The sequence below is a fragment of the Streptomyces sp. NPDC020965 genome, from assembly GCF_044333555.1.
In the GTDB taxonomy this organism is placed as follows: Bacteria; Actinomycetota; Actinomycetes; order Streptomycetales; family Streptomycetaceae; genus Streptomyces.
This window is the reverse complement of the sequence record NZ_JBIRRE010000004.1, coordinates 500298-525136: the sequence shown is the minus strand read 5'-3', so window position 1 is coordinate 525136 and position 24839 is coordinate 500298. Positions and strand designations below refer to the sequence as shown.

Annotated in this window: 19 protein-coding genes; 7 read left to right on the top strand and 12 right to left on the bottom strand. The window is 71.6% G+C overall.

The features are described 5' to 3' along the window. Positions 1-133: 133 nt before the first annotated feature. The 3 genes from ACH4S7_RS16080 to ACH4S7_RS16070 all read left to right on the top strand — a co-directional run bounded on the left by ACH4S7_RS16080 (position 134) and on the right by ACH4S7_RS16070 (position 5171). Positions 134-3082, top strand: coding sequence for an FAD-binding and (Fe-S)-binding domain-containing protein (locus tag ACH4S7_RS16080; RefSeq protein WP_398521776.1), 2949 nt, complete (start codon positions 134-136; stop codon positions 3080-3082). 104 nt (positions 3083-3186) lie between these two features. Then, positions 3187-4662, top strand: coding sequence for an AlkA N-terminal domain-containing protein (locus ACH4S7_RS16075; RefSeq protein ID WP_398521775.1), 1476 nt, complete (start codon positions 3187-3189; stop codon positions 4660-4662). An 11-nt stretch (positions 4663-4673) separates the two neighbouring features. Then, positions 4674-5171, top strand: a complete 498-nt coding sequence (locus ACH4S7_RS16070) for a methylated-DNA--[protein]-cysteine S-methyltransferase (RefSeq protein ID WP_398521774.1) — start codon at positions 4674-4676, stop codon at positions 5169-5171. 91 nt (positions 5172-5262) lie between these two features. On the opposite strand, the gene ACH4S7_RS16065 is transcribed toward ACH4S7_RS16070, so the two are convergent. Then, complete coding sequence (locus ACH4S7_RS16065) at positions 5263-5979, bottom strand: SIR2 family NAD-dependent protein deacylase (protein WP_398521773.1); 717 nt, start codon at positions 5977-5979, stop codon at positions 5263-5265. Positions 5980-6025: 46 nt separating this feature from the next. Further along, a complete protein-coding gene (locus ACH4S7_RS16060; protein ID WP_398521895.1) occupies positions 6026-6508 on the bottom strand; it encodes an NUDIX domain-containing protein in 483 nt (160 codons plus the stop codon). Positions 6509-6685: 177 nt separating this feature from the next. On the opposite strand from ACH4S7_RS16060, the gene ACH4S7_RS16055 reads away from it, so the two are divergent. Both ACH4S7_RS16055 and ACH4S7_RS16050 read left to right on the top strand, forming a co-directional pair. Then, positions 6686-7801 (top strand): glycerate kinase, encoded by a 1116-nt coding sequence (locus tag ACH4S7_RS16055; protein ID WP_398521894.1) that lies wholly within the window; start codon positions 6686-6688, stop codon positions 7799-7801. A gap of 404 nt (positions 7802-8205) precedes the next feature. After that, positions 8206-9879, top strand: a complete 1674-nt coding sequence (locus ACH4S7_RS16050; RefSeq protein WP_398521772.1) for a GNAT family N-acetyltransferase — start codon at positions 8206-8208, stop codon at positions 9877-9879. Here the strand turns inward: ACH4S7_RS16050 and ACH4S7_RS16045 are convergent, their stop codons facing one another. From ACH4S7_RS16045 to ccrA, 8 genes are all read right to left on the bottom strand, one after another. Next, positions 9880-11712: an AMP-binding protein gene (locus ACH4S7_RS16045; RefSeq protein WP_398521771.1), complete on the bottom strand. Its 1833-nt coding sequence runs from the start codon at positions 11710-11712 to the stop codon at positions 9880-9882. It lies immediately after the preceding gene. A 153-nt stretch (positions 11713-11865) separates the two neighbouring features. Then, on the bottom strand, positions 11866-12726 hold the full coding sequence (gene pssA, locus ACH4S7_RS16040) for a CDP-diacylglycerol--serine O-phosphatidyltransferase (protein ID WP_398521770.1): 861 nt from the start codon (positions 12724-12726) through the stop codon (positions 11866-11868). Beyond that, positions 12713-13360, bottom strand: a complete 648-nt coding sequence (locus ACH4S7_RS16035) for a phosphatidylserine decarboxylase (protein WP_398521769.1) — start codon at positions 13358-13360, stop codon at positions 12713-12715. Before ACH4S7_RS16035 ends, pssA begins: the two co-directional genes overlap by 14 nt. Positions 13361-13528: 168 nt before the next feature. After that, a complete protein-coding gene (locus ACH4S7_RS16030; RefSeq protein ID WP_398521768.1) occupies positions 13529-14734 on the bottom strand; it encodes an acyl-CoA dehydrogenase family protein in 1206 nt (401 codons plus the stop codon). A gap of 4 nt (positions 14735-14738) precedes the next feature. After that, on the bottom strand, positions 14739-15326 hold the full coding sequence (locus tag ACH4S7_RS16025; protein ID WP_398521893.1) for a MaoC family dehydratase: 588 nt from the start codon (positions 15324-15326) through the stop codon (positions 14739-14741). Between the two features lie 5 nt (positions 15327-15331). Continuing rightward, positions 15332-16321, bottom strand: coding sequence for an HpcH/HpaI aldolase/citrate lyase family protein (locus ACH4S7_RS16020; protein WP_398521767.1), 990 nt, complete (start codon positions 16319-16321; stop codon positions 15332-15334). Continuing rightward, positions 16318-18354 carry a protein meaA gene (locus ACH4S7_RS16015; protein ID WP_398521766.1) on the bottom strand — a complete coding sequence of 679 codons (2037 nt, stop codon included), beginning with the start codon at positions 18352-18354 and terminating at the stop codon, positions 16318-16320. The genes ACH4S7_RS16020 and ACH4S7_RS16015 overlap by 4 nt, the downstream gene beginning before the upstream one ends. Then, positions 18351-19730, bottom strand: coding sequence for a crotonyl-CoA carboxylase/reductase (gene ccrA, locus ACH4S7_RS16010; protein ID WP_398521765.1), 1380 nt, complete (start codon positions 19728-19730; stop codon positions 18351-18353). The genes ACH4S7_RS16015 and ccrA overlap by 4 nt, the downstream gene beginning before the upstream one ends. A gap of 470 nt (positions 19731-20200) precedes the next feature. Here ccrA and ACH4S7_RS16005 point away from each other — a divergent pair, with 470 nt between their 5' ends. Further along, positions 20201-20458, top strand: coding sequence for a DUF4190 domain-containing protein (locus ACH4S7_RS16005; RefSeq protein WP_398521764.1), 258 nt, complete (start codon positions 20201-20203; stop codon positions 20456-20458). A gap of 322 nt (positions 20459-20780) precedes the next feature. Here ACH4S7_RS16005 and ACH4S7_RS16000 read toward each other — a convergent pair whose 3' ends face one another. Together ACH4S7_RS16000 and ACH4S7_RS15995 are read right to left on the bottom strand one after the other, a co-directional pair. Then, a complete protein-coding gene (locus ACH4S7_RS16000) occupies positions 20781-21683 on the bottom strand; it encodes a TetR family transcriptional regulator (RefSeq protein ID WP_398521763.1) in 903 nt (300 codons plus the stop codon). 150 nt (positions 21684-21833) lie between these two features. Then, positions 21834-23630, bottom strand: a complete 1797-nt coding sequence (locus ACH4S7_RS15995) for a 3-hydroxyacyl-CoA dehydrogenase family protein (protein WP_398521762.1) — start codon at positions 23628-23630, stop codon at positions 21834-21836. Between the two features lie 438 nt (positions 23631-24068). On the opposite strand from ACH4S7_RS15995, the gene ACH4S7_RS15990 reads away from it, so the two are divergent. Beyond that, a complete protein-coding gene (locus ACH4S7_RS15990) occupies positions 24069-24638 on the top strand; it encodes an adenylosuccinate lyase (protein ID WP_398521761.1) in 570 nt (189 codons plus the stop codon). Positions 24639-24839 lie beyond the last annotated feature (201 nt).

The following is a 24839-nucleotide window of genomic DNA, read 5'->3' as shown; positions in this document are numbered from 1 at the left end:
GAGGGTCCGTCCTCAAACGCCGGACGGGCTGAATTTTCCGGCCCTTGGTCTGGGCTGGTCCGTCCTCAAACGCCGGACGGGCTGGAATTTCCGCACCCCCGTCAGCACACCCGCACCCTTGGAGTCCGCGCCCATGACAGCGTTCAGCAGCGAAGCCCCCGCCGTCGGCGGGTCGGCCGACCGCGATCTGGAGCGACGCCTCCGCCGTGATCTCGACGGCGAGGTCGCTTTCGACGACTACACCCGCCATCTCTTCTCCCGCGACGCCAGCATGTACGCGATCACCCCGCGCGGCGTCGTCTTCCCCCGTCACGCCGACGACGTCCGGGCCGCCGTGGCCGCCGCGATCGAGTACGGGATCCCGCTGCTGCCGCGCGGCGCGGGCACCAGCCTCGCCGGTCAGACCGTCGGCCCCGGGCTCGTCCTGGATCTCTCCCGCCATATGAACCGCATCCTGGAGCTGGACCCCGACGGCCGTACGGCGCTGGTGGAGACCGGTGTCGTACAGGACCAGCTCAACCAAGCGGCGGCCCCCTTCGGGCTGATGTTCGGCCCGGACACCTCCACCAGCAACCGGGCCACCGTCGGCGGAATGATCGGCAACAACTCGGCCGGCAGCGGATCACTGCGGTACGGAATGACCATCGACCATGTCCGCGCGCTCGATGTGGTCCTCTCCGACGCCAGCGCGGTCCGGCTGGAGCCGGTCGACGAGGCCGAACGGAAGCGCCGGGCCGATCTGCCGACCCTGGAGGGCCGGCTCTACCGGGACCTCCCCCTGATCGTCCGCTCCAACACCGAGGCCATCGCCGACGGCTTCCCCGAGTTCTGGCGCCGCGCCTGCGGCTACCGCCTGGACCGGCTGGCCCGCGACGACACCCCCTTCGACCTGGCGAAGTTCGTCGTCGGTTCCGAAGGCACCCTGGTCATCGCCACCCGGGCGCTGGTCGATCTGGTGCCCAAGCCCAGCCGTACGGTCATCGCCGTCGGCCACTTCTCCTCCGTCGCCGGGGCCATCGAGGCCACCGAGACCGCCCTGTCCTGCGACCCCGCCGCCGTCGAACTCATGGACCGGACGATCCTCGACCTCTCCCGGCAGAAGATCGAGTACGCCTCGCTCGGCACCATCCTCCAGGGCGACCCGGAGGCACTGCTCTTCGTCTCCTTCACCGGCGACGACCAGGACGACCTCATCGAACGGCTGAACCGGCTGACGGACCTGTGGAAGCGGCACCACCACGGCTACCACACCCTCCGCGCCATCACCCCGGCCCAACAGTCGTCCCTGCTCAAGGTCCGCAAGTCCAGTCTCGGGCTGCTGATGGCCGCGGGAGAGGGCACCCGCCGCCCGCTCGCCTTCGTGGAGGACACCGCGGTCGACCCCGTCCACCTCGCCGAATACACCCGCCGCTTCAAGGGCGTGCTGGACCGGCACGGACTCGAAGCGGGCTTCTACGGGCACTGCTCCGTCGGCTGTCTGCACATCCGGCCCTTCGTCGATCTGACCGACCCCGGGCAGGTCGCCACCATGCGGACCGTCGCCGAGGAGATCAAGGACCTCGTCACCGAGTACGGCGGGGTCAACTCCAGCGAGCACGGTGACGGACTGGCCCGCAGCGAGTTCAACCGGGAGATCTTCGGGGACGAGCTGTACGAGGCGATGCGCGCGGTCAAGGGCGTCTTCGACCCCCACGACCGGATGAACCCCGGCAAGATCGTGGACGCGCCCGCCATGACCGAGAACCTCCGGGACGTGGCCCTGACCCCGGCTCCCGAACTCCGCACCCGGCTGGACTTCGAGGTGATCGGCGGAATGCGGGCCGCCGCCGACCGCTGTATGAACATCGGGCTCTGCCGCAAGAGCGGCACCGGCGCCATGTGCCCGTCCTACATGGCCACCCGCAATGAACAGGACTCCACCCGCGGCCGGGCCAACGCCCTGGTCAAGGCGTTGTCGGAGCCCGACCCGCGGGCGGCGCTCGGGGACGAGAAGCTCCATGAGGTCCTCGACCTCTGTCTGATGTGCAAGGCGTGCAAGAGCGAGTGCCCGCTCGGGGTGGACATGGCGACCCTCAAGGCCGAGGCGCTCTCCCACCACCATGACCAGCACGGCATCCCCTTCCGGTCGCGGATCTTCGGTTCGATCCGCTTCCTCAACCGGCTCGGCTCGGCCACCGCGCCGCTCTCCAACCTCCCCGGCCGCATCGGACCGCTGCGCGGACTGCTGCGCCGCTGGCCGGGGATCGCCCGGGAACGGCCGCTGCCCCGTTTCACCCGCGGCAATCTGGTCCGCTGGTTCCGGGGCCACTCCAAGGAGCTGCGGAAGAACGCCGTCCGGCCCGCGAGCCAGGGCACGCTGACCTACCTCGCCGACTCGTTCACCACCTACACCGAGCCCGCGATCGGCCGGGCCGCCATCGAACTCCTCGAACACGCCGGCTGGGAGGTGCGACTGGAGAGCCGGGGCTGCTGCGGCCGGTCCAGCCTCTCCAAGGGCATGGTGGACGACGCCACCGACAAGGCGTTCAAACTGGCCCATCTGCTGAGCGAGACCACCCCGCCCGACTCGCCGATCGTCGGCTGCGAACCCTCCTGCCTGATGACCCTGCGGGACGAGCACCGGGCGATGCTGCCCGATGACACGGCGGTCAAGGACATCTCCGGACGCGTCCGCCAGGTGGAGGAACTCCTGGTGGAGGCCATCGACGACGGACGGCTGAAGCTGCGCGACGACGCCTGGCCGGCCGGCAAGCGACTCCTCTACCACGGTCACTGCCACCAGAAGGCGGAAGTGGGCACCGCGGCCACCATCGCCCTGCTGAAGCGCATCCCGGGCGCCGACGTGGTGGAGCTGGACGCGGGCTGCTGCGGGATGGCCGGCTCCTTCGGCTTCGAGGCGGAGCACTACGACGTCTCGATGACGGTGGGGGAGGACCGGCTCTTCCCCGCGGTCAGGGCCGAGTCCGCCGAGACCGTGATCGTCGCCACCGGGGTCTCCTGCCGGCAGCAGATCTTCCACGGCACGGAGCGGGACGCCTGGCACCCGGTCCAACTGATCCGAGAGGCGTACACACAGTCCTGACGGGAGCAGGCGGAGTGGAGGGTGAGAGAGGGGGCTACTGGCAGCGGAAGGCTGATGTCGTTTTCTCGCCAGCCCGCACCCCGTCGGTGCACGATGCTTGAACCATGCACACCGACACCGAGCGCTGCGTACGCGCCGTCCAGTCGAAGGACGCCCGATTCGACGGCTGGTTCTTCACGGCCGTGCTGACCACGCGGATCTACTGCCGCCCGAGCTGCCCGGTCGTGCCCCCGAAGGTCCAGAACATGACCTTCTACCCGAGTGCGGCGGCCTGCCAGCAGGCCGGCTTCCGCGCCTGCAAACGCTGCCGCCCCGACACCAGCCCCGGCTCCCCCGAGTGGAACGCGCGCGCCGACACCGTCGCCCGCGCCATGCGGCTGATCAGCGACGGAGTCGTCGACCGGGAAGGCGTCCCCGGCCTCGCCGGCCGCCTCGGCTACTCCACCCGTCAGATCGAGCGCCAGCTCCTCGCCGAGCTGGGCGCGGGCCCCCTGGCCCTGGCCCGCGCCCAGCGCGCGCAGACCGCGCGGCTCCTCATCGAGACGACCGCCCTGCCGATGGCGGAGATCGCCTTCGCCGCCGGCTTCTCCTCCATCCGCACTTTCAACGACACCGTCCGCGAGGTCTTCGCCCTCGCCCCCGGCGAACTGCGCAGCCGGGCCGCCAGGGGCGCCGGCGCCCCCGTACTGACCCCCGGTGTGATCGCCCTGCGCCTGCCGTACCGCGCACCGCTCAACCCGAGCAACCTCTTCGGTCATCTCGCCGCGACCGGCGTCCCCGGCGTCGAGGAGTGGCGGGACGGCGCCTACCGGCGCACCCTCACCCTCCCGCACGGCCACGGCATCGCCGCCCTCTCGCCCCGCCCCGACCACATCGCCTGCCGGCTCTCCCTCACCGACCCGCGCGATCTCACCATCGCCATCAGCCGCTGCCGCTGGCTGCTCGACCTGGACGCCGACCCTGTCGCGATCGACGACCGGCTCCGTACGGACCCGTCCCTGCGTCCCCATGTCGACATCGCCCCCGGCCGCCGGGTGCCGCGCACGGTCGACGCCGCCGAATTCGCCGTACGGGCGGTCCTGGGCCAGCAGGTCTCCACCGCCGCCGCGCGCACCCACGCGGCCCGACTGGTCACCGCGCACGGAACACCGGTCGAGGACCCCGAGGGCGGCCTCACCCATCTCTTCCCCACCCCCGAGGCGCTCGCGGGTCTCGACCCCGAGGCGCTGGCCCTGCCCCGCAGCCGCCGCACCACCCTGACGACCCTGGTCACCGCGCTCGCCGACGGCTCCCTGCGCCTCGGCATCGACAGCGACTGGGAGGACGCCCGTGCCCGGCTCGGCGCACTGCCCGGCTTCGGCCCCTGGACGATCGAGGTCATCGCCATGCGCGCGCTCGGCGACCCCGACGCCTTCCTCCCGACCGACCTCGGCATCCGCCGCGCCGCCGCCGCACTCGGCCTGCCCGCCACCCCGGCCGCGCTGACCGCCCACGCGGCGGCCTGGCGCCCCTGGCGGGCCTATGCGGTCCAGTACCTCTGGGCCACCGACGAGCACCCCATCAACCACATCCCGGGATAAGGACCACCACCATGACCAGGCAGTACACCGTCGTCGACAGCCCCTACGGCGCGCTGACGCTCGTCGCGACGGACGGCGTCCTGAGCGGCCTCTACATGACCGACCAGCGCCACCGCCCGGACGAGGAGACCTTCGGCGTCCCCGACACCACCCCGTTCACCGAGACGGTCCGGCAACTGACCGCCTACTTCGCCCGCGAACTCACCGCGTTCGACGTGCCGATGAGCCTGGCGGGCACGGCCTTCCAGCGGAGCGTGTGGGAGCGGCTGCTCGCCATCCCGTACGGCGAGACGCGGACGTACGGAGAGCTCGCGGAGGAACTCGGCAACCCGAACGCCTCCCGCGCGGTCGGCCTCGCCAACGGCAAGAACCCGGTGTCGATCATCGTCCCGTGCCACCGGGTGATCGGCTCGACCGGCAGCCTGATCGGGTACGGGGGCGGCCTCGACCGCAAACAGCGGCTGCTGGCGTTCGAGTCGGGCGCCGGCCCGGACCAGGCGCTGTTCTGAGCCCCCGGACGAGGCGGACCAGGCGCTGTTCTGAGCCCCCGGACGAGGCGGACCAGGCGCTGTTCTGAGCCTCCCCGGCGGGGGGAGCGCGTTACAGCTCGGCCAGCAGGGCCGGCAGCGCCGTGCCGATCGGCTCGCGGACCACCGTGTCCGCGAGTTCGTCGTACGGCGTCGGCTCCGCGTTCACGATCGCCAGCCGGGCCCCGTGCTCCGCCGCCAGCCCGGCCAGCGACGCGGCCGGCTGCACCCGCAGGCTCGTCCCCACCGCGATGAACACCTCGCTCGCCCGCGCCACGGCCACCGCCTCCGCCAACACCACCGGGTCCAGCGGCTGCCCGAACATCACCGTCGCCGATTTGAGGATCCCGCCGCACACCCGGCACGGCGGATCCTCCTCACCCGCGTCGACCCGGGCCAGCGCCGCCGCCATCGAGGACCGTGCGTCACACCCCGTACAGACGACCGCGCGGGCCGTGCCGTGCAGTTCGAGCACCTTGCGCGCGGGCATCCCCGCGAGCTGGTGCAGACCGTCCACATTCTGGGTGATCACCCGGAGGGCGACCCCGGGACGCCGTTCCAGCTCGGCGACGGCGCGATGGGCCGCGTTCGGCTCGGCGCCCCAGGTCGAGCTGGTGCGCCGCATCCGCCAGGAACGGCGGCGGATCTCCGGATCGTTCATGTAGTAGTCGTAGGTGACGAGCTTCTCGGCCTCCGGGTCCCGCCGCCACAGGCCGTTCGGGCCCCGGTAGTCGGGAATGCCGGAGTCCGTGGAGATACCGGCGCCGCTGAGGATCGAGACGAGGGTCATACCGCCGGGAGCCTATCCAGCCTCTCCGGTCCCCGCGAACGGAATTTCACCCGGTGGGCAGCCCGTCCACCAGCTCCACCGGCCCCGTACCCGCGTCCAGCGCGTCGTACGCCGCGGTGATCCGGTGCCCGAGCGACCCCAGCAGATACCCGCACAGCTCGTCGCGCGCCACCAGCCGCCAGGACAGCAGTTCCTCCTCCTGGAGCCGGATCGCCGCGAACGCGCTCTCCGGCAGCACCCCGCCGTCGTACACATAGGCGGCGATCGGCGGGCGCTCCGGCCCACGCACCCAGTCGATGGCCAGCAGCGCCCCGGGCGCCACATCGAGCCCGATCTCCTCCAGCGTCTCCCGCCGCGCCGCCTGCCGGGGAGTCTCGCCCGCGTCCGATTCGACCGTACCCCCGGGCAGGGTCCAGCCCTCGCGGTAGTTGGGCTCCACGATCAGGACTTTCCCCGACCGGTCGCGGAAGAGGGTGGCGGCCCCGGCGAGAACCCGGGGGAGGGAGGCGATGTACGTGGCGTAGTCCATGGTCACAGCGCCACCCTAAGCCGCCGGGGGCGGGCCGTGTGGCGGCCGTCGCGGGTGACGCACGGCGCCCTGTCGAGCCTGGTCCGGGGCGTGGAGCGGCCGATAGTGTGGCCGCGGCGCGACTGCCTGTTCGACCGTTTCGACAGTGAGGGATACGAAGTGACGGACGGAGCAGTTATCCAGCCCGCGCGTGTGCTCGTCGCGGCTGACAAGTTCAAGGGCTCGCTCACGGCGGTGCAGGTCGCCGAGCGGGTGACGGCCGGCCTGCGGCGGGTGGTGCCCGATCTGGAGGTCCTGGCCCTGCCCGTCGCGGACGGCGGTGAGGGCACCGTCGCCGCGGCGGTGGCGGCCGGGTTCGCACGGCGCGCGGTGCGGGTGACCGGGCCGCTCGGCGAGCCAGTGACGGCCACGTACGGCCTCCGGGACAGGACGGCGGTGGTGGAGATGGCGGAGGCGTCGGGCCTCCAACTCCTCCCGGACGGGGTCTTCGCCCCGCTCACCGCGACCACCCACGGCTCGGGCGAACTGCTGCGCGCCGCGCTCGACGCCGGGGCGCGGACCATCATCCTCGGCGTCGGCGGCAGCGCCACGACGGACGGCGGCGCGGGGATGCTCACGGCGCTCGGCGCCCGGTTCCTGGACGCGTCGGGTGCCCCCGTCACCCGCGGTGGCGCGGGCCTGCGCGCTCTCGCCACCGCCGATCTGTCCGGACTCGACGCCCGCTTCCGGGACGTGGAGCTGATCCTCGCCAGCGATGTCGGCAACCCGCTGACCGGACCGGAGGGCGCGGCCGCGGTGTACGGGCCGCAGAAGGGGGCGACCGCGGAGCAGGTGGCCGAGCTGGACGCGGCGCTCACCCACTACGCCACCGTCGTCGGCCCCGCCCGCGCCGGAGAACGCGGCGCGGGCGCCGCCGGAGGCGTCGGCTACGGCGCACTGGCCGCGCTCGGCGCCCGCGTCCGCCCCGGCATCGAGGTGGTCCTCGACGTACTCGGCTTCGACTCCGCGCTCTCCGGCGCGACGCTGGTCATCACCGGCGAGGGCTCCCTCGACGACCAGACCCTCCACGGCAAGGCCCCGGCGGGCGTCGCGGCGGCGGCCCGTGCCCGGGGCGTCGACGTGGTCGCGGTCTGCGGCCGACTGGCCCTCACCCCCGAGGCCCTCACCCGGATGGGCATCGCCCGCGCCTACTCCCTGCTGGACCTGGCCCCCGACCCGGCGACCTCCATGACCCAGGCGGGCCCCCTGCTGGAACGGCTCGCGGGCCGGATCGCGAAGGACTGGCTGGCCTGAGCGGTACGGAGCCGGGCGCGGCGCGCCCAATTGATCGGAGCCAGGGCGGCGACACCCCACGGTGGCGGGTCTCCCGTCACGGTGCGCGCCGCCGCCCTGCCCGATGAGTACGAGCCCGGCGAACTGACGGGCCGTGGGCCGCGAAGGGGGTGAGGCGACCGGACCGCCCCCTCCCCCGGGGCGGTCGCGCGGCGCGGCTCCGGGAAGCCGCGCGTGCCCCGGGCACTTCAGACAGACGGGACTCGGAGGACACGACCCAGGGTCTTTTCTTTTGGATCAGACCGGGTCGGTGACCGGGTCTGGCGCATGGGGCCTCCCCGGGCCCGCAGGGGCCGAGGGGACGTGCGGTGCCAGCGCATGCGGGCCCAGCAAGATCCAAAAGAGCGCCCCCTAGGATCACCCCCGTGTGGATACGTGACGCCCGGCCCGACGAGGCCGATGAGCTGACCCGCCTCGTCCTGCGCTCCAAGGCCCACTGGGGATACGACGCCGCCTACATCGCCGCCTGTGCGCCCCAACTCGCCCTCCGGGCAAAGGAGATCGTCCCGCGCCGCACGGTCGTCGCCGAGGACGACACCGGGCTCCTCGGGGTGGCCACCCTCGACGGCGCGCCACCGGACGGCGGTCTCGGGCTGCTCTTCGTCGAGCCCGCCGCGATCCGGCGCGGTGTCGGGCGCACGCTCTACGCGCATGTTCTCGACACCGCCCGCGCCCTGGGGTTCCGGCGGCTCACCCTCGACGCCGATCCCCATGCCGAGGGGTTCTACCGGGAGCTGGGAGCCCGGCCCGGGCCGGTGCGCGGCGGTGTCGGCGCGCAGCCCCGGTTCGAGGTGCCGCTGCCGGTGCGCGCCGGGTGGGCGCAGGCGTGGACGGACGGGAGGCGGGCCGTTCACCTCGGCAATGTGGGCGAGTTCCAGGAGCAGTTCGGCGGTACCACCGAAGAGGGGCGGCGGGCGGCGGGGCACTACTCCTGTCTGGCCGCGTTCGCGAGCCCGCACCCCGCCGTGGTCGTGCTGCCCCGCGCCGTGCCCGACGGCTGGATCGAGCTGGTGGCGCGACAGCTCGGCTGGGCCCGGGTGGAGGTGTACGAGGCGGCCGAGCGGGATCTGTTCGAGCGGCCGGCCCTGGTCGAGCGGCTGCGCGGGGCCGGGCTCCCCTTCGTGCCCTGGGGGCACACCTCCACGGCACAGCGGCTCGCCGCGCGCCCGCTCCCCCCGGACGCCCTGCGGTACGAGTCCAAACGGGCGTCCCACGAGCTGTTCCGGCGGCTCGCCCCCGACCACCCGGGGGTCGTCGTACCGGACCAGTGGTGGCCCGCGACCCGTCGCGCGGCGGCGCGGATCATCGCCGTGCGGGCCCGGACCGGTGCGGCCACGGTGCTCAAGGGGGAGCACGGGGCCGGTGGTTCGGGCGTCCGGGTGCTCACCCGCCGTACGCACGCGCTCGGACTCCCGCGCGGGCCGCTGCTGCTTGAGGAGCACATCGCCGGTGACGGCCGCTGTCCGACGTACGACGGTCTCGTGGACGCCCGGGGCGAGGTCCACGACGTCGGGGTCGCGGCCATGGACATCCGGGGGACCGCCTATCGGGGGGCGACCGTGGGCCCGGGGGCGGTCCCCGCCGGACCCGCCGCGATCGCGCTCCGCTTCGGCCACGCCGTCGGCCGGGAACTCGCCGCCACCGGCTACCGGGGCTGGTACGACGTGGACTTCGTGACCGGCCCCGCCGGAGTCCTCGCGCCGACCGAGACCAATCTGCGGATGACCGGACCGTCCGTCGCGTTCCTGGTCAAGCAGCGGCTGGACGAGACCCGGGGCGGGGACCACCTGGTCCGTACGCTCGACCGGGTCCCCCTCGGGGCCCGGCTCCCCGACGCGGAGGCGATGGCGCTGTGCCGGGAACTCATGGCCAAGTGCGCCGGGATCGACACCGTCCTCTTACCGTCGATCCCGACCGCCGCCTATGAACCGGATCCGTACCTCGGTGTCGTCCTCGCGGCGGCGACGGTCCACCGGCTGGACGCCGCCGACGCGCTGGTGCACGCCGTCTGCCAACGGCTCACCGGTGTCTTCGGCTGATCACTTCCGGTCCTCGGCCCCCGTGGACCAGCCGCCCCACACCGCCCACAGCACCACCACCATCGCCGCGATCATCAGGGGCACGTTGAAGGAGTAGACGAGGGCCGCCTGCCGCTCCCAGTCCTGTTTGGCGGCCAACCGGTAGAAGTTGTCCTGCGGCCACCAGGAGACGAGCAGCCAGCCGATGGCCAGGTGCGCGGCGCTGGTCAGCCCTCTCGGCTTCCCCCGGCTCGACATCAGGGGCCGGCCGCCGACCAGGAACGCCACTCCCACCCCAAACGCCACGCTCTCCACCACGTACAGCCCGCGGAAGAGCGTCGCCCAGGGGTTCGGCACGATCGACAGGTCTGTGGAGCCCGGCCAGATGCTGTCCGTCAGGACCAGGGAGAGGACCGTGGCGAGCAGGAAGGCCATCGCGGCGACCCCGGCCATATCGGCCGGGTCGGAGAAGCCGCCGCCCCCCTTGCCGGGCGGTAGCGAGGTCGGGCGCACCGGGGGCCGGATCAGTTTGCCGCGGTCCACCTTCCCGGCGTCATTGCGCGGCAGGGTGCTGATCGGCACCACGACAGCGGGGATGTCCGCGGTCGGTACGTCGCCGGTGAGATGGCGGCGCACCCCCTCCTTCCCGGGCGGGCTCCCGGAGTCCGGCAGGACGTAGGCGATCAGCGCGCCGCCGTCCTGGCCGACGACGCTCTCCCGGATCCGGGGGTGCGCGGTGAGCGCCGCCTCGATCCGGTACGTGTCCACGGTCCTGCCCTGCACCCGGACCCGGTGGGCGGCCCGGCCGCGGAACTCCAGCGGTCCGGTGCCGTCCCGCCGCCCCAGGTCCCCGGTGAGGACGGCGTCGCCGCCTTCGGGGGGCGTCAGCCAGATCCGGCCCTTGCGGATCTGGGCGTCGCACCCGGGGAAGGGCACTCCGAGATAGGCGTGGCGCGCGGGGTCGTCCACCGGGCCCGGGAGCTGCCCGGTCTCGAACCAGGTGCCGCAGCCGGCGACCTCGGTCGGCCCGTACACCTGGATCACCCGGGTGCCCGGGGGGAGGCTCCGCTCCAGCCGTACCTGTTCGTCCAGCCGGAGCCGTTCGCCGCCCACGGCGAGCAGCCGCAGGGCCGGTGGGGGCCCGGCGCCATCGATGAGGGCCGTCGCGGTCGCCGGATCGGTGTCGGCCACGGTGTACGGCTCGCGCCGGGTCAGCACCAGGGTGGCGCCCGAGCACAGCGTCCGTATCCAGCCCGCCGTGAAGTCGGTGGTGTCGGCCGGGGCGGTCACCAGGACCCGGTCGTCGGGGACCAGCCGGAACACCTCGGACCAGCTCGCGTAGGCGGCCACCAGCCGGTGGTGGCTGGTGGCCACCGGCCGGGGCGGTCCGGTGGTTCCCGCGGTGAGGAGGACGGCGGCCCGGGCTCCGGAGGGGCGGGCCGGGCGGAGCGGATCGGTGGAGTGGGCCTCGATGCCCGCGGCGTCCCCGTCGAGCAGGATGACGGGCCGGTCACCGCCCTCGACCCGGCCGAGGTGTCGCCGGTGGGAGATGACGGCCTTCGCCTCGGCGAGGGCCACCGGCTCGGGCCGGTCGGGGCCGACGACGGCGTACGAACCGCCCGCCTTGAGCACACCCAGGACGGCGACCAGCGCGTCGGGCTGGCGCAGGGTGCGTATCGCGACGAGTCCGCCGGCCGGTAACCGGACGGTTTCGATCAGATGGCGGGCCACCCGGTTGGCCCGCGCGTCGAGCAGGCGATAGCTCAGCCGGATGCGGTCGGTGATCACGGCGGTACGGTCCGGTCCGGTCCGTACCCTGTCCTCGAACAGCTCGTGGAGCGTTCCCCCTGACATGACCGACGATGATTTCAGAAGTCCGGTGGTGTGGCGAGGGGTGGCGGCGAGAAGTGGTCAAGGGCCGGGGATCCGCCCCGCCGCCGGCGGGGGGCCGGATATGACGAGGGCCCGGATGCGGTGTCGCATCCGGGCCCTCGTCCAATCCGTCGATCAGGGCAGCTGAGCCGCCCGCGCCTCCCGGCGATTGTCACGGAAGGTGTTCACCCGCCGCGCCGTGGCGAAGAGCGGTATGACCGCCCCCAGCACCACCTGGAGCGCACAGCCGGTCTGGAGCAGCAACTGACCGCCGGGGGCGTCGAACGCCCACGCCGCCAGCAGGCCCATCGCGGAGACGATCCAGCCGAGCATCGCCACCGCGAGGACACCCCGCGGCTTGGGGTACTCGACCCGGCTCACCATCAGCCACGCCGTACCGATGATGGCCATCAGCGTCGGGATGAACGGCAGCTCCAGCAGCACGATCGAGACGACCGTGAGCGCTCCGAACGGGCTCGGCATCCCCTGGAACATGCCGTCCTTCATGGTCACACAGGAGAATCTGGCCAGCCTGAGGACCACCGCCAGCAGCACCACGATGGCCGCCACCGCCGATACCTGCGGATGGGCGTCGGCGGCGACCATGCCGTAGACCAGGACGAAGTAGGCCGGCGCCAGTCCGAAGCTGATGAGGTCGGAGAGGTTGTCCAGCTCCGCGCCCATCGGCGAGCTGCGCAGCTTGCGCGCCACGAGCCCGTCACAGAGGTCGAAGATCGCCGCCAGCAGCATCAGGATCACGGCGGTCGCGGCACTGTGCCGCGCCATGCCGGACTCCCCGCTGCCGGTGAGGTGCGGGATGAGGATTCCGGTGGTGGTGAAGTACACCGCCATGAATCCGCAGGTCGCGTTGCCGAGAGTGAGTGTGTCCGCTATCGACAACCGCAGAGAGAGAGGCATCTCCTCCGCGTCATCGGCGGCGTCCGCCTCTGCCTCGGCGACCCAGCCGGCCTGAGTCTCTGGATCAATCACGGTCAATGCGAGTCACCCCCGCGGTCGTGGTCTGTCCGACCTCGACCGCGACCTCGACACCTTCCGGGAGGTAGATGTCGACGCGCGAGCCGAAGCGGATCAGACCGATGCGGTCGCCCTGCTCCACCTTCGTGCCCTGGGGCACATAGGGAACGATACGGCGGGCGACGGCACCTGCGATCTGCACCATCTCGATATCACCGAGCTCGGTGTCGAAGTGCCAGACAACGCGCTCGTTGTTCTCGCTCTCCTTGTTGAACGCCGGAACGAAGCCACCGGGGATGTGCTCCACGGAGGTCACCGTGCCCGCCAGGGGCGCGCGGTTGACATGGACGTTCAGCGGGCTCATGAAGATCGCTACGCGGGTGCGCCCGTCCTTCCACGGCATGATGCTCTGCACCACACCGTCGGCGGGCGAGATGACCCTTCCCTGGGTGATCTCGCGCTCGGGGTCGCGGAAGAACCACAACATGCCCGCCGCGAGTGCGGTGGCGGGCACGGCGATGGCCGCGGCACGCCGGGAGTGGCGGGCGCGGGCAAGGCTGAGTGCGGCGGTGGCGACGGTCGGCAGAAGCCACGGCGATGCTCCGCGCGCGAGGCGGACACTGCCGCGAGGTGCAGAGGTTTGGCTGTGGGGCATGGATGACCTTCGTTGCGGATGATGCCGCGCTGGCAACGGGGACGGCGGCTTTCCGTCGATGCTATCGGGTGCGGGCCGCAACTGGGAAAGCCAGAAGCCGAGTCGGCGGCCGGAAGCGGATAACAGGGTGTGATCTTCTTCGCGGTTTAACCAACCCAAAACCGACAATCAACCCTGGAACCTGTACTCCTCCAGCAGGCGACGACCAATGATCATTTTCTGGATCTCGGCGGTACCCTCACCGATCAACAGCATCGGAGCCTCCCGGTAGAGGCGCTCGATCTCGTACTCCTTGGAGAAGCCGTAGCCGCCGTGGATCCGGAAGGCGTCCTCGACGACTTCCTTGCAGTATTCGGAGGCGAGGTACTTCGCCATCCCTGCCTCCAGGTCGTTTCGCTCCCCAGAGTCCTTTTTGCGTGCCGCGTTCACCATCATCGCATGGGCGGCCTCGACCTTGGTAGCCATTTCGGCGAGTTTGAACTGAATGGCCTGGTGCTGGGCTATGGGCTTGCCGAACGTGTGGCGCTGCTGGGCGTAGGAGACCCCCAGCTCGAAAGCGCGCTGCGCGACACCGCAACCACGGGCGGCGACATTGACCCGGCCGACCTCGACACCGTCCATCATTTGGTAAAAACCTCGGCCGGTGTCCCCGCCGAGCACCCGATCGGCGGGCACCCGGAGCCCGTCCATGATCATTTCGGTGGTGTCGACCCCCTTGTAGCCCATCTTGTCGATCTTCCCGGGGATGGTGAGGCCCGGACGGACCTCACCGAAGCCGGGCTCCTTCTCGACCAGGAAGGTCGTCATCGACTTATGGGGGGCGGTGCCCTCGGGGTGTCCTTCGTCACTGCGCACCAGAACGGCGACCAGCTGGGCGGTCCCGCCGTTCGTCAGCCACATCTTCTGGCCGTTCAGTACGTACGCGTCCCCGTCCCGGACCGCCTTCGACGTGATCGCCGCCACGTCCGAGCCGAGCGCCGGCTCCGACATCGAGAACGCGCCCCGCACCTCGCCCCGCGCCATCCGGGGCAGGAAGGTCTCCCGCTGCTCCCCGGTGCCGTGCTGCTTGATCATGTACGCGACGATGAAGTGGGTGTTGATGATCCCGGAGACCGACATCCAGCCCCGCGCGATCTCCTCGACACAGAGCGCGTAGGTGAGCAGCGACTCGCCCAGACCGCCGTACTCCTCCGGGATCATCAACCCGAAGAGGCCCAGCTCCGTCAGGCCCTCGACGATCCGCGTCGGGTACTCGTCGCGGTGCTCCAGCTCCGTCGCGACCGGGATGATCTCCTTGTCCACGAAGTCCCGTACCGTCGCCAGGATCTCCCGCTGGACGTCGGTCAGCCCGTGCGTCTGGGCGAGTCGGCTCATGGCGTCACTTCTCCTGCGTCAGGGGCGGCCGGGTCGGCTGGGAGGACCGGGAGGACCGGGCGGGCTGAGGTGCGGGGGATGGCACAGGACTGGGTACGGGCTCCGGGCGGCCCGGCTGCTCACCGCCGCGCGCCGCGACGTACGCCCCGGTCGGGACCATCACCTTGCGCCGGAAGACACAGACCAGCGTCCCGTCCTGCTTGACGCCCCGGGTCTCGACCTCGACGATCCCGCGGTCCGACTTGGACCGGGAGGGCGTCTTGCCGAGCACCGTCGTCTCGCCGTACAGGGTGTCGCCGTGGAACGTCGGGGCGACGTGCCGGAGCGATTCGATCTCCAGATTGGCGATGGCCTTCCCGGAGACGTCCGGCACGGACATGCCCAGCAGCAGCGAGTACACGTAGTTGCCGACGACGACGTTCCTGCCGAAGTCGGTCGACCCCTCGGCGTAGTGGGCGTCCACGTGGAGCGGATGGTGGTTCATCGTGAGCAGACAGAAGAGGTGGTCGTCGTACTCGGTGATCGTCTTTCCCGGCCAGTGCTTGTAGACGTCCCCGACGGTGAATTCTTCATAGGTGCGGCCGAATTGCATGACGGTCACGCCTCCGGGGCTTCGAACACGGACGTACGGGTCAGTCCGGCCGCGCGGCCCTTGCCGGAGATGACCAGCGCCATCTTCCGGCTGGCCTCGTCGATCATCTCGTCGCCGAGCATCGCCGAACCCTTCCGGCCGCCCGCGTCGGAGGTGTGGTGGTCGTACGCGTCCAGAATCAGCTCGGCGTGGTCGAAGTCCTCCTGCGACGGTGAGAACACCTCGTTGGCGGCGTCCACCTGGCCGGGGTGCAGCACCCACTTGCCGTCGTAGCCGAGCGCGGCGGCCCGGCCCGCGACCTCGCGGAACCCGTCCACGTTCCTGATCTGGAGGTAGGGGCCGTCGATCGCCTGGAGGTCGTGCATTCGGGCGGCCATCAGAATGCGCATCAGGATGTAGTGGTAGGCGTCCGCGCCGTACCCCGGCGGCTGCTCGCCGACGACCAGCGTCCGCATGTTGATGGACGCCATGAAGTCGGCCGGGCCGAAGACGATCGTCTCGGTACGGGGTGAGGCGGCGGCGATGGCGTCGACGTTCACCAGGCCCCGGGCGTTCTCGATCTGCGCCTCGATACCGATCCGGCCCACCTCGAAGCCCATGGTCTTCTCGATCTGGGTCAGCAGCAGGTCGAGCGCCACGATCTGCTGGGCGTCCTGCACCTTCGGCAGCATCACGCAGTCCAGGTTCTGGCCCGCGCCCTCCACGACGGTGACCACATCGCGGTAGGTCCACTCGGTGGTCCAGTCGTTGACCCGGACGACCCTGGTCTTACCGGTCCAGTCGCCCTCGTTGAGGAACTTCACGATGGTGTGCCGGGCGTCCGGCTTGGCGAGCGGCGCGCAGGCGTCCTCCAGATCGAGGAAGACCTGGTCCGCGGGGAGGCCCTGGGCCTTCTCCAAGAACCGGGGGTTGGAACCCGGGACCGCCAGGCACGAGCGGCGCGGACGCGTCGGGCGTGCGGCGGTCCCGTCGGCGGCGCGGGGGGCGGGAGTCATACGGGGACCTCCAGAGGGTCGAGCCTGTTCGCTTTGCGGATCTCGTCGACGATACGGCCGATGATCTCGGTGATACCGAAGTCCTTCGGGGTGAAGACGGCGGCCACCCCCGCCGCCTTGAGCGCGGTGGCGTCGGCGTTCGGGATGATCCCGCCGACGATCACCGGGATGGGGCTCTCGCCCGGGGCGCCGGAGGGCGCCGCACCGGCCCGGCCGAGCCGCTCCAGCACATCGGGGACCAGCTCGGCGTGCGAGCCGGAGAGGATGGAGAGGCCCACACAGTGCACGTCCTCCGCGAGCGCGGCGGAGACGATCTGTTCCGGGGTGAGCCGGATGCCCTGGTAGACCACCTCGAAGCCGGCGTCCCTGGCCCGCACCGCGATCTGCTCGGCGCCGTTGGAGTGCCCGTCCAGACCCGGCTTGCCGACCAGCAGCCGCAGCCGCCCGCAGCCCAGCTCGGCGGCGGTACGGGACACCTTGGCGCGCACGGCGGCCAGCGGAGTGCCCGGTTCGGCGGCGACGGCGACGGGGGCGCTGGACACCCCGGTCGGCGCGCGGAACTCGCCGAACACATCGCGCAGCGCCCAGGACCACTCGCCGGTGGTGACCCCGGCACGGGCGCACTCGACGGTGGCGGCCATCAGGTTCCCGGTCCCGGCCGCCGTCTTCTTGAGGGCGGTGAGGGCGTCGGTCGCCCGGATCTCGTCGCGGTCGGCCCGCCACTCGTGGAGCTTGGCCACCACCCGGGCCTCGTTCGCCGGGTCGACCGTCATGATCGCCGTGTCGAGGTCGGCGGTGAGCGGGTTCTCCTCCGTCGACTGGAAGATATTGACCCCGATGATCTTCTCTTCGCCCGCCTCGATCCTGGCCCGCCGTTCGGCGTGCGACGAGACCAGCCGCGATTTGAGGTAGCCGGATTCGACGGCCGCCATCGCGCCGCCCATCTCCTCGATCCGGTCCATCTCGGCGAGGGATTCCTTGACCAGGCCGGCCACCGTGGCCTCGATGACATGGGAGCCCGCGAAGATGTCCTCGTACTCCAGCAGGTCCGACTCGTGCGCGAGGACCTGCTGGATGCGCAGGGACCACTGCTGGTCCCAGGGCCGGGGGAGCCCGAGCGCCTCGTTCCAGGCCGGCAGTTGTACGGCGCGGGCGCGCGCGTCCTTGGAGAGGGTGACGGCCAGCATCTCCAGCACGATCCGCTGGACGTTGTTCTCCGGCTGGGCCTCGGTCAGACCGAGGGAGTTGACCTGGACGCCGTAGCGGAAGCGGCGCTGCTTGGGGTTGTCGATGCCGTACCGCTCCCGGGTGACCTGGTCCCAGATCCGGGAGAAGGCCCGCATCTTGCACATCTCCTCGATGAACCGGACACCCGCGTTCACGAAGAAGGAGATCCGGCCGACCACATCGCCCCTGCGGTCGTCCGGGATCTGACCCGACGCGAACACCGCGTCCAGCACGGCGATGGCGGTGGACATCGCGTACGAGATCTCCTGGACCGGGGTGGCCCCCGCCTCCTGGAGGTGGTAGCTACAGATGTTGATCGGGTTCCACTTGGGGATGTGGTTCACCGTGTAGGTGATCATGTCCGTCGTCAGCCGCAGCGACGGCACCGGCGGGAAGACATGGGTCCCGCGCGACAGGTACTCCTTGACGATGTCGTTCTGGGTGGTGCCCTGGAGCTGCCCCAGGTCGACCCCCTGCTCCTCCGCGACGACCTGGTACAGCGCCAGCAGCCACATCGCGGTGGCGTTGATCGTCATCGAGGTGTTCATCCGGTCCAGCGGGATGTCCTGGAACAGCCGCCGCATGTCCCCGAGGTGCGAGACGGGGACCCCGACCCGGCCCACCTCGCCGCGGGCGAGGATGTGATCGGGGTCGTACCCCGTCTGGGTCGGCAGGTCGAAGGCGACCGACAGCCCGGTCTGACCCTTGGCGAGGTTGCGCCGGTACAGCTCGTTGGAGGCTTCGGCCGTCGAATGGCCCGCGTAGGTGCGCATCAGCCACGGCCGGTCCTTCTGGCGTTCGGTCATTTACCGGCCTCGGCCAGGTGCGTGGCGGGGCGGTCCGCCGGTGCCGGACGGAAGCGGTTGATGGCGTCGAGGTGGCGGGCGCGTTTGTCGGGGTCACGGACGCCGAGCCCCTCCTGGGGCGCGAGGGCGAGGACGCCGACCTTGCCCTGGTGGAGGTTGCGGTGCACGTCGTACGCGGCCTGGCCGGTCTCCGCCAGCGGATACACCGTGGAGAGGGTGGGATGGATCAGCCCCTTGTCGATCAGCCGGTTCGCCTCCCACGCCTCGCGGTAGTTGGCGAAGTGGGAACCGATGATCCGCTTCAGCGACATCCACAGATAGCGGTTGTCGTACTCGTGGGTGTAGCCGGAGGTGGAGGCGCAGGTGACGATGGTGCCGCCCTTGCGGGTGACGTAGACCGAAGCGCCGAAGGTGTCCCGGCCGGGGTGCTCGAAGACGATGTCCACGTCCTCACCACCGGTCAGTTCCCGTATCCGGGCGCCGAACCGCTTCCACTCCCGGGGGTCCTGCGTCCGCTCGTCCCGCCAGAACCGGAAGCCCTCCGCGCTGCGGTCGATGACCGCGTCGGCGCCCATGGCCCGGCAGATCTCGGCCTTGCGGGGACTGGAGACGACACAGATCGGGTTGGCGCCACCGGCCAGTGCGAGCTGGGTGGCGTACGAGCCGAGGCCGCCGCTGGCGCCCCAGATCAGCACATTGTCGCCCTGCTTCATGCCCGCCCCGTTCCGCGAGACGAGTTGGCGGTACGCGGTCGAGTTCACCAGCCCCGGCGCCGCCGCCTCCTCCCAGCTCAGATGGCCGGGCTTGGGCATCAGCTGATTCGACTTCACCAGCGCGATCTCCGCCAGTCCGCCGAAGTTGGTCTCGAAGCCCCAGATCCGCTGCTCCGGATCGAGCATGGTGTCGTTGTGCCCGTCGGACGATTCCAGTTCGACGGAGAGGCAGTGGGCGACGACTTCGTCACCGGGCCGCCAGGCGTTGACCCCGGGGCCGGTGCGCAGGACGACGCCGGCCAGATCGGAGCCGATGACGTGGTACGGGAGGTCGTGCCGCCGGGCCAGCTCGCTCTGGCGGGCGTACCGCTCCAGGAACCCGAAGGTGGAGAGCGGTTCGAAGATCGAGGTCCAGACGGAGTTGTAATTGACGGAGCTGGCCATCACGGCGATCAGCGCCTCGCCGGGGCCCAGTTCGGGCACGGCCACGTCCTCGACGTGGAGGGATCGGCGGGGGTCCTTCTCCCGTGACTCCAGTCCGTCGAACATCCCGGCCTCGTCCTTGTGCACGGTCACCGCGCGGTAGGACTCGGGGACGGGCAGCGCGGCGAAGTCGGCGGGGGTGCTGTCCGGCGATTGGATCGCGTCCAGGATTTCCTTCACGGTGTTGCCTCCGGCGAAGCGCGGCGGGGGAATCCCGGGGGATCCCCCGCGGAGAGTGAGGGGGCGGTGCTGTGGAGGTGTGCCGTCGGTTCGGCGGGGGTGCTGGTGGCAGCGCTGGTGGGCGCGGTCGGGAGCCTGTGACGCAGGCGTCCGGGCTCGCGAACACGGATGGTTCGCGGGGACAGCCGGCGTACGAGTGATCTCTGCACGCCGGCCGCCCGGACGACTTCACGCTATGGCACGCCGTGCCAAGTGACAAGACACTAAGTGCCATGATTTTCTCTCGGCTGTCGTACGTACGGCGCATCTGAGCGGTGGGGGATGTGTCGACCCGCGCCGGGGGGGCGGGGGGTGCCCGGGGTGTCGGGATGTCGGAGGTGCCGGGCATTCGCAGGGATGAGGCGGCCGGCAGCGGGAACCCGGGGAGGGAGAGCGCGACACGTGATCTGACGGACGACGGGAGAAAGGCCATGTTCAGTTCCGACGGCACCTACGGAACCGGCACCCGCTCACATACGCGGGGTCAGGCACTGGCGATCGGCAGCCTGGTCTGTGGAATCCTCGGGCTCTTCCTCTTCAGCCTGATCCTGGGGCCGCTCGCCATTCTGGCCGGCTACCTGGCCCGCCGTCAGGTGACCGGGAACGGTGTGGGAATCGCGAAGGCCGGTATCGCACTCGGCATCGCGGACCTGACGCTCGTGGCGATCCTGCTGGCCGCGGCGGCCTGACGGCGGCCGGTTTCGCGAGCTGCTCCGCGGGTGCGAGCCGCGTGCGGAGCCCCGGGGCTAGCAGGGCTCCGGTCGGCTCGGGCGGGTCAGCGTTCCGGTCGGCTCGGGCGTGCCGGACTCCTCAGGGGCTCGATCCTCGGACGGGCCGGATTCCTCGGACGGGCCTGAGTCTTCGGGCGGTTCGATTCCTCAGGCGGCCTGACTCTTCGGGCGGTTGGATCCTTCAGCGGTTGGACCCGTCGGGCCCCGTACCTTCAGGCGGTGGGGCTCCTCAGGCCCGCGGTCCCTCCAGGCGGCAGGAACCTTCGGACGGGCGGTCCCTTCAGGCGACCGGTGCCGTCGGCCCGTGGTCGGCCCCGGACGGGCGCCCCCGCAGCGCCCGCTCGATGGTCCGCATCACCTCGTCCAGCGGCGCGTCCGTACGGGCCACCGCCACCAGCACCTCGTCGTGCGCCTCCACCAGGGCCGGCGTGGTCACGGTCGGCCCGTCGGACCGACCGCCGAGCGGGGACGATTCGCCGCCCAGCGAGCGGCCCGCGCCGATCCCCGTACCGAAGGTCTCCCGCACGATCGCGAACGCGTGGTCGAGCCGCCCCTCCACATCACCCTCGCCGCCCGCCCGCAGCCATCGGCGCAGCACATGGTTGTGCGCGGTGACCACGGCGGACGCGGCCACCTCCGCCAGCAGCGGATCGTCGTTGCCTTCGTGGTGGTCGCGCTCGTCGAAGTGCCCCAGCAGATAGCGGGTGAAGAGCCGTTCGTAGCGGGCGACCGAGGCGATCTCCCGCTCCCGCAGGGTCGGCACCTCGCGGGTCAGCCGGTAGCGCGCCACGGACACCGCGGGCGCCGCCGCGTACATCCGCATGACTTCCTTGATGCCCCGGCAGACGGTGTCGAGCGGGTGCTCATGGGCCGGTGCGGCGTTGAGCACGGCCTCGGCGCGTACGAGGGTGTCGTCGTGGTCCGGGAAGATCGCCTCTTCCTTGGAGCGGAAGTGGCGGAAGAAGGTCCGCCGCGCCACTCCGGCGGTGGCCGCGATCTCGTCCACGGTCGTCGCCTCGTACCCCTTGGTCGCGAACAGCTCCATGGCCGCCGTCGCCAGCTCGCGGCGCATCTTGAGCCGCTGCGCGGCCGCGCGGTTGCCCGCGGCACTCTCCGGGGCGTCGGCGGTGGTCTTCGGGCGGGTGGCCTTGGCGGGCTGGGGCATGACCCGAACGTACTGCATTCGCGCAGGAGAGCGCGCCTGTGGGTGGGGCCCGTCCCGGGTGGGGTCGGGCTCCGGACCGGCCCGGGACGGTGCCCCCGGCGCGGGGCCCCGGTCGGTTCCGGGAGCCCCACGCCGGGGTCGAGCAGTCCGCCCCAGTCGGCCGCGCGGTCAGCGCCGGGCATGTTCGCGGAAGCCCCGACCCGTCTTGCGGCCGAGACAGCCCGCGGTGACCAGTTGCTCCAGCAGGGCCGCGGGCGCCAGTCCCGGATCACGGAACTCGCGGTGCAGCACGGTCTCGATCGCGAGCGAGACATCGAGCCCGACGACATCGAGGAGTTCGAACGGCCCCATCGGGTAGCCGCCGCCCAGCCGCATCGCCGCGTCGATGTCGTCGAGGGTCGCGTAGTGCTCCTCGACCATCTTGATCGCGTTGTTGAGGTACGGGAAGAGCAGCGCGTTCACGATGAATCCGGCCCGGTCGCCGCAGTCGACCGGGTGCTTCCCGAGCCGCGCGGTGACCGCCCTGACCGTGGCGTGTGCCTCGTCCGAGGTCAGGACCGTACGGACGATCTCGACCAGCTTCATCGCCGGGGCGGGGTTGAAGAAGTGCATCCCGATGACGTCCCGGGGGCGCGAGGTGGCGCGCGCACAGGCCACCACCGGCAGCGAGGAGGTGGTGGTGGCGAGCACCGCGCCCGGTTTGCAGATCTTGTCGAGGGCGGCGAAGAGCTGCCGTTTGACGTCCAGGTCCTCGGCGACGGCCTCCAGCGCGAGATCCACGCCGCCGAAGGAGTCGAGCGAACCGGCCGGGGTGATCCGGTCCAGGGCCTCGTCCCGGGCGGCGGCCGTGAGCCGGCCCCGGTCGACGGAACGGGCCAGGGAAGCCGCGGCACGGGCCTTCGCCGCCACCGCCTTCTCCAGGGAGCGGGCGGCGAGCACCACGTCGTAACCGGCCTTGGCGAAGACCTCCGCGATCCCGCTCGCCATGGTCCCGGAGCCGGCGACACCGACGGAACGTATCTCCGGCGCGGCCGTCTCCCGCGCGGCCGTCCCCGGCGCGGCGGAAGCGGGGGTGAGGGCGTCCGCGACCAGGGCCGGAGCACCCGGTGCCGCATAGGTGTAGAAGCCCCGGCCCGCCTTGCGACCGGTCAGCCCGGCCTCGCCGAGCTGCCGCAGGATCGGCGCCGGGGCGTGCAGCCGGTCGTGGGACTCGGCGTACATCGCGTCCAGCACCGTGCGGGCGGTGTCGATCCCGATCAGATCGAGCAGCGCGAGCGGGCCCATCGGGAGTCCGCAGCCGAGCCGCATCGCCGCGTCGATGTCCTCGCGGGAGGCGTACTTGGCCTCGTACATCGCGGCGGCCTGATTGAGATAGCCGAAGAGCAGTCCGTCCGCGACGCCGCCGGGCCGGTCCCTGGCTTCGACGGGTTCCTTGCCCAGGTCCTGGGCGAAGGCGGTGACCGCGGCGACAGCGGCCGGCGCGGTCAGCACCGAGGAGACGATCTCGACCAGCCTCATCGCGGGGGCGGGGTTGAAGAAGCGGAGCCCGAGCACCCGCTCGGGGTGTGCGGACTCGGCCGCGAGCCGGGTCACGGAGAGGGCGTTGGTACCTGTGGCGAGGATGGCGCTGGGGCGGACGACACCATCGAGTTCCCGGATGACCTCCTGTTTGACCTCGTACGACTCGGGCACGACCTCGATCACGAGATCCGCGTCGGCGGCGGCCCGGAGTTCGGTGTGGGTACGGAAGCGGGCCAGGGCCAGCCGGCGCTCCTCCTCGGTGATCCGCTCACGCGCCACCGCGCGGGCGGTGGCGTCCGCCAGCGAGGTCACGGCCCGGCGGGCGGCCGGGTCGCTGATGTCGATGCCGATGACCTCATGTCCGCCAAGGACGAGGACCTCGGCGATGCCGGTGCCCATGGTGCCGAGGCCGATGACGGCGATGGTGTGGAGTGGGATGTCCATCGGGGGACTCCAGGTGAGTGACGACTGAAACGACTGAGACGGCTGGGACAGCTGATCGGGGCGTACGTGTGCGTACGGGGCGCGCCCGCGAGGTGGGGTGCGCGTGGGCGGCGAGCGCGTCCAAAGGCTCCCGAAGGGGCCGAGAAGAATGCGGACGACCGCGGCCGGGAAGGCGCACGGCGGACCGGTCTCGTGGTGCGGGGCCAACGGGCCCTGTCCCGGAGCCACGTCGTACCGGGCGCGGCACCGACCGCTGCGCCAGGGAGAATTGCCGAACCGACAGCACTCGCGGTGGCTGCGTCACCAGGCCACCGTGAGCTGTGTACGGGGGTTACCCGCTCACTTGAGGTTAACTCGCGAGTAACGAGCGCACCAGGGTCTGAACGGGATGTGATCTGGATCGCCGAAGGTGCGCGGTCCGTCGATACGCTGACGGTCATGGACGACGAGTTACGGTCACTGGCCCGGCGACTGCGGGGTGAGTCAGGCGGCACGGTGGCGTACGAGCGGCTGCTGACCACGGAGGACGCGGAGGAATTGGCGGGCGCCCTGATCGAACGGGAACGCCCGCTGTGGGCCCGGGAGATGGCGGCCTTCCGGCTCGGCTGCGCGGGGGACCGCAGGGCGTTCGAAGCACTGGTGCTGCTGCTCAACCACCGCGATCCCGCGCGCTGCGTCTCGGCGGCCCACGCGCTGGCCCTCCTGGGCGACCCCCGTACACCACGGGCCGCGGCGGCGCTCGCCACCAACGAACTGCGGGTCGCCTACGCGCTCGTGCCCGTCCGGCTGCTCACCCGGCTGCGCGCTCCGGAGTCCGTGCCGGCCCTGATCACCGTGCTTCGGCGAAGACTCGCGCCGGGCGATCCCCACTGGCGGCTCGCGCTGGCCTGTGTGGAGGGGCTCGGCGCGCTCGGTGACGGCCGGTCGGGCGACATCCTGACGGCGGCGCGCGCCCACCCCCGGCTCTCAGCGGCGGCGGAAGCGGCGCTCGCACGACTGGGCGGCTGAGGCGTGGGCGGTCGACGCCCTTCGACGGTCAGCCGCTGCTCCGGACCGGCAGTGCGCGCGAGGTCCCGGCCCGCGCCGGTGGGGGGCGCCACGCTCCCGCCGGGACGCCGGGACGCCGGGACGCCGGGACGCCGGGACGCCGGGACGCCGGGACGCCGGGACGCCGGGACGCCGGGACGCCGGGACGCCGGGACGCCGGGA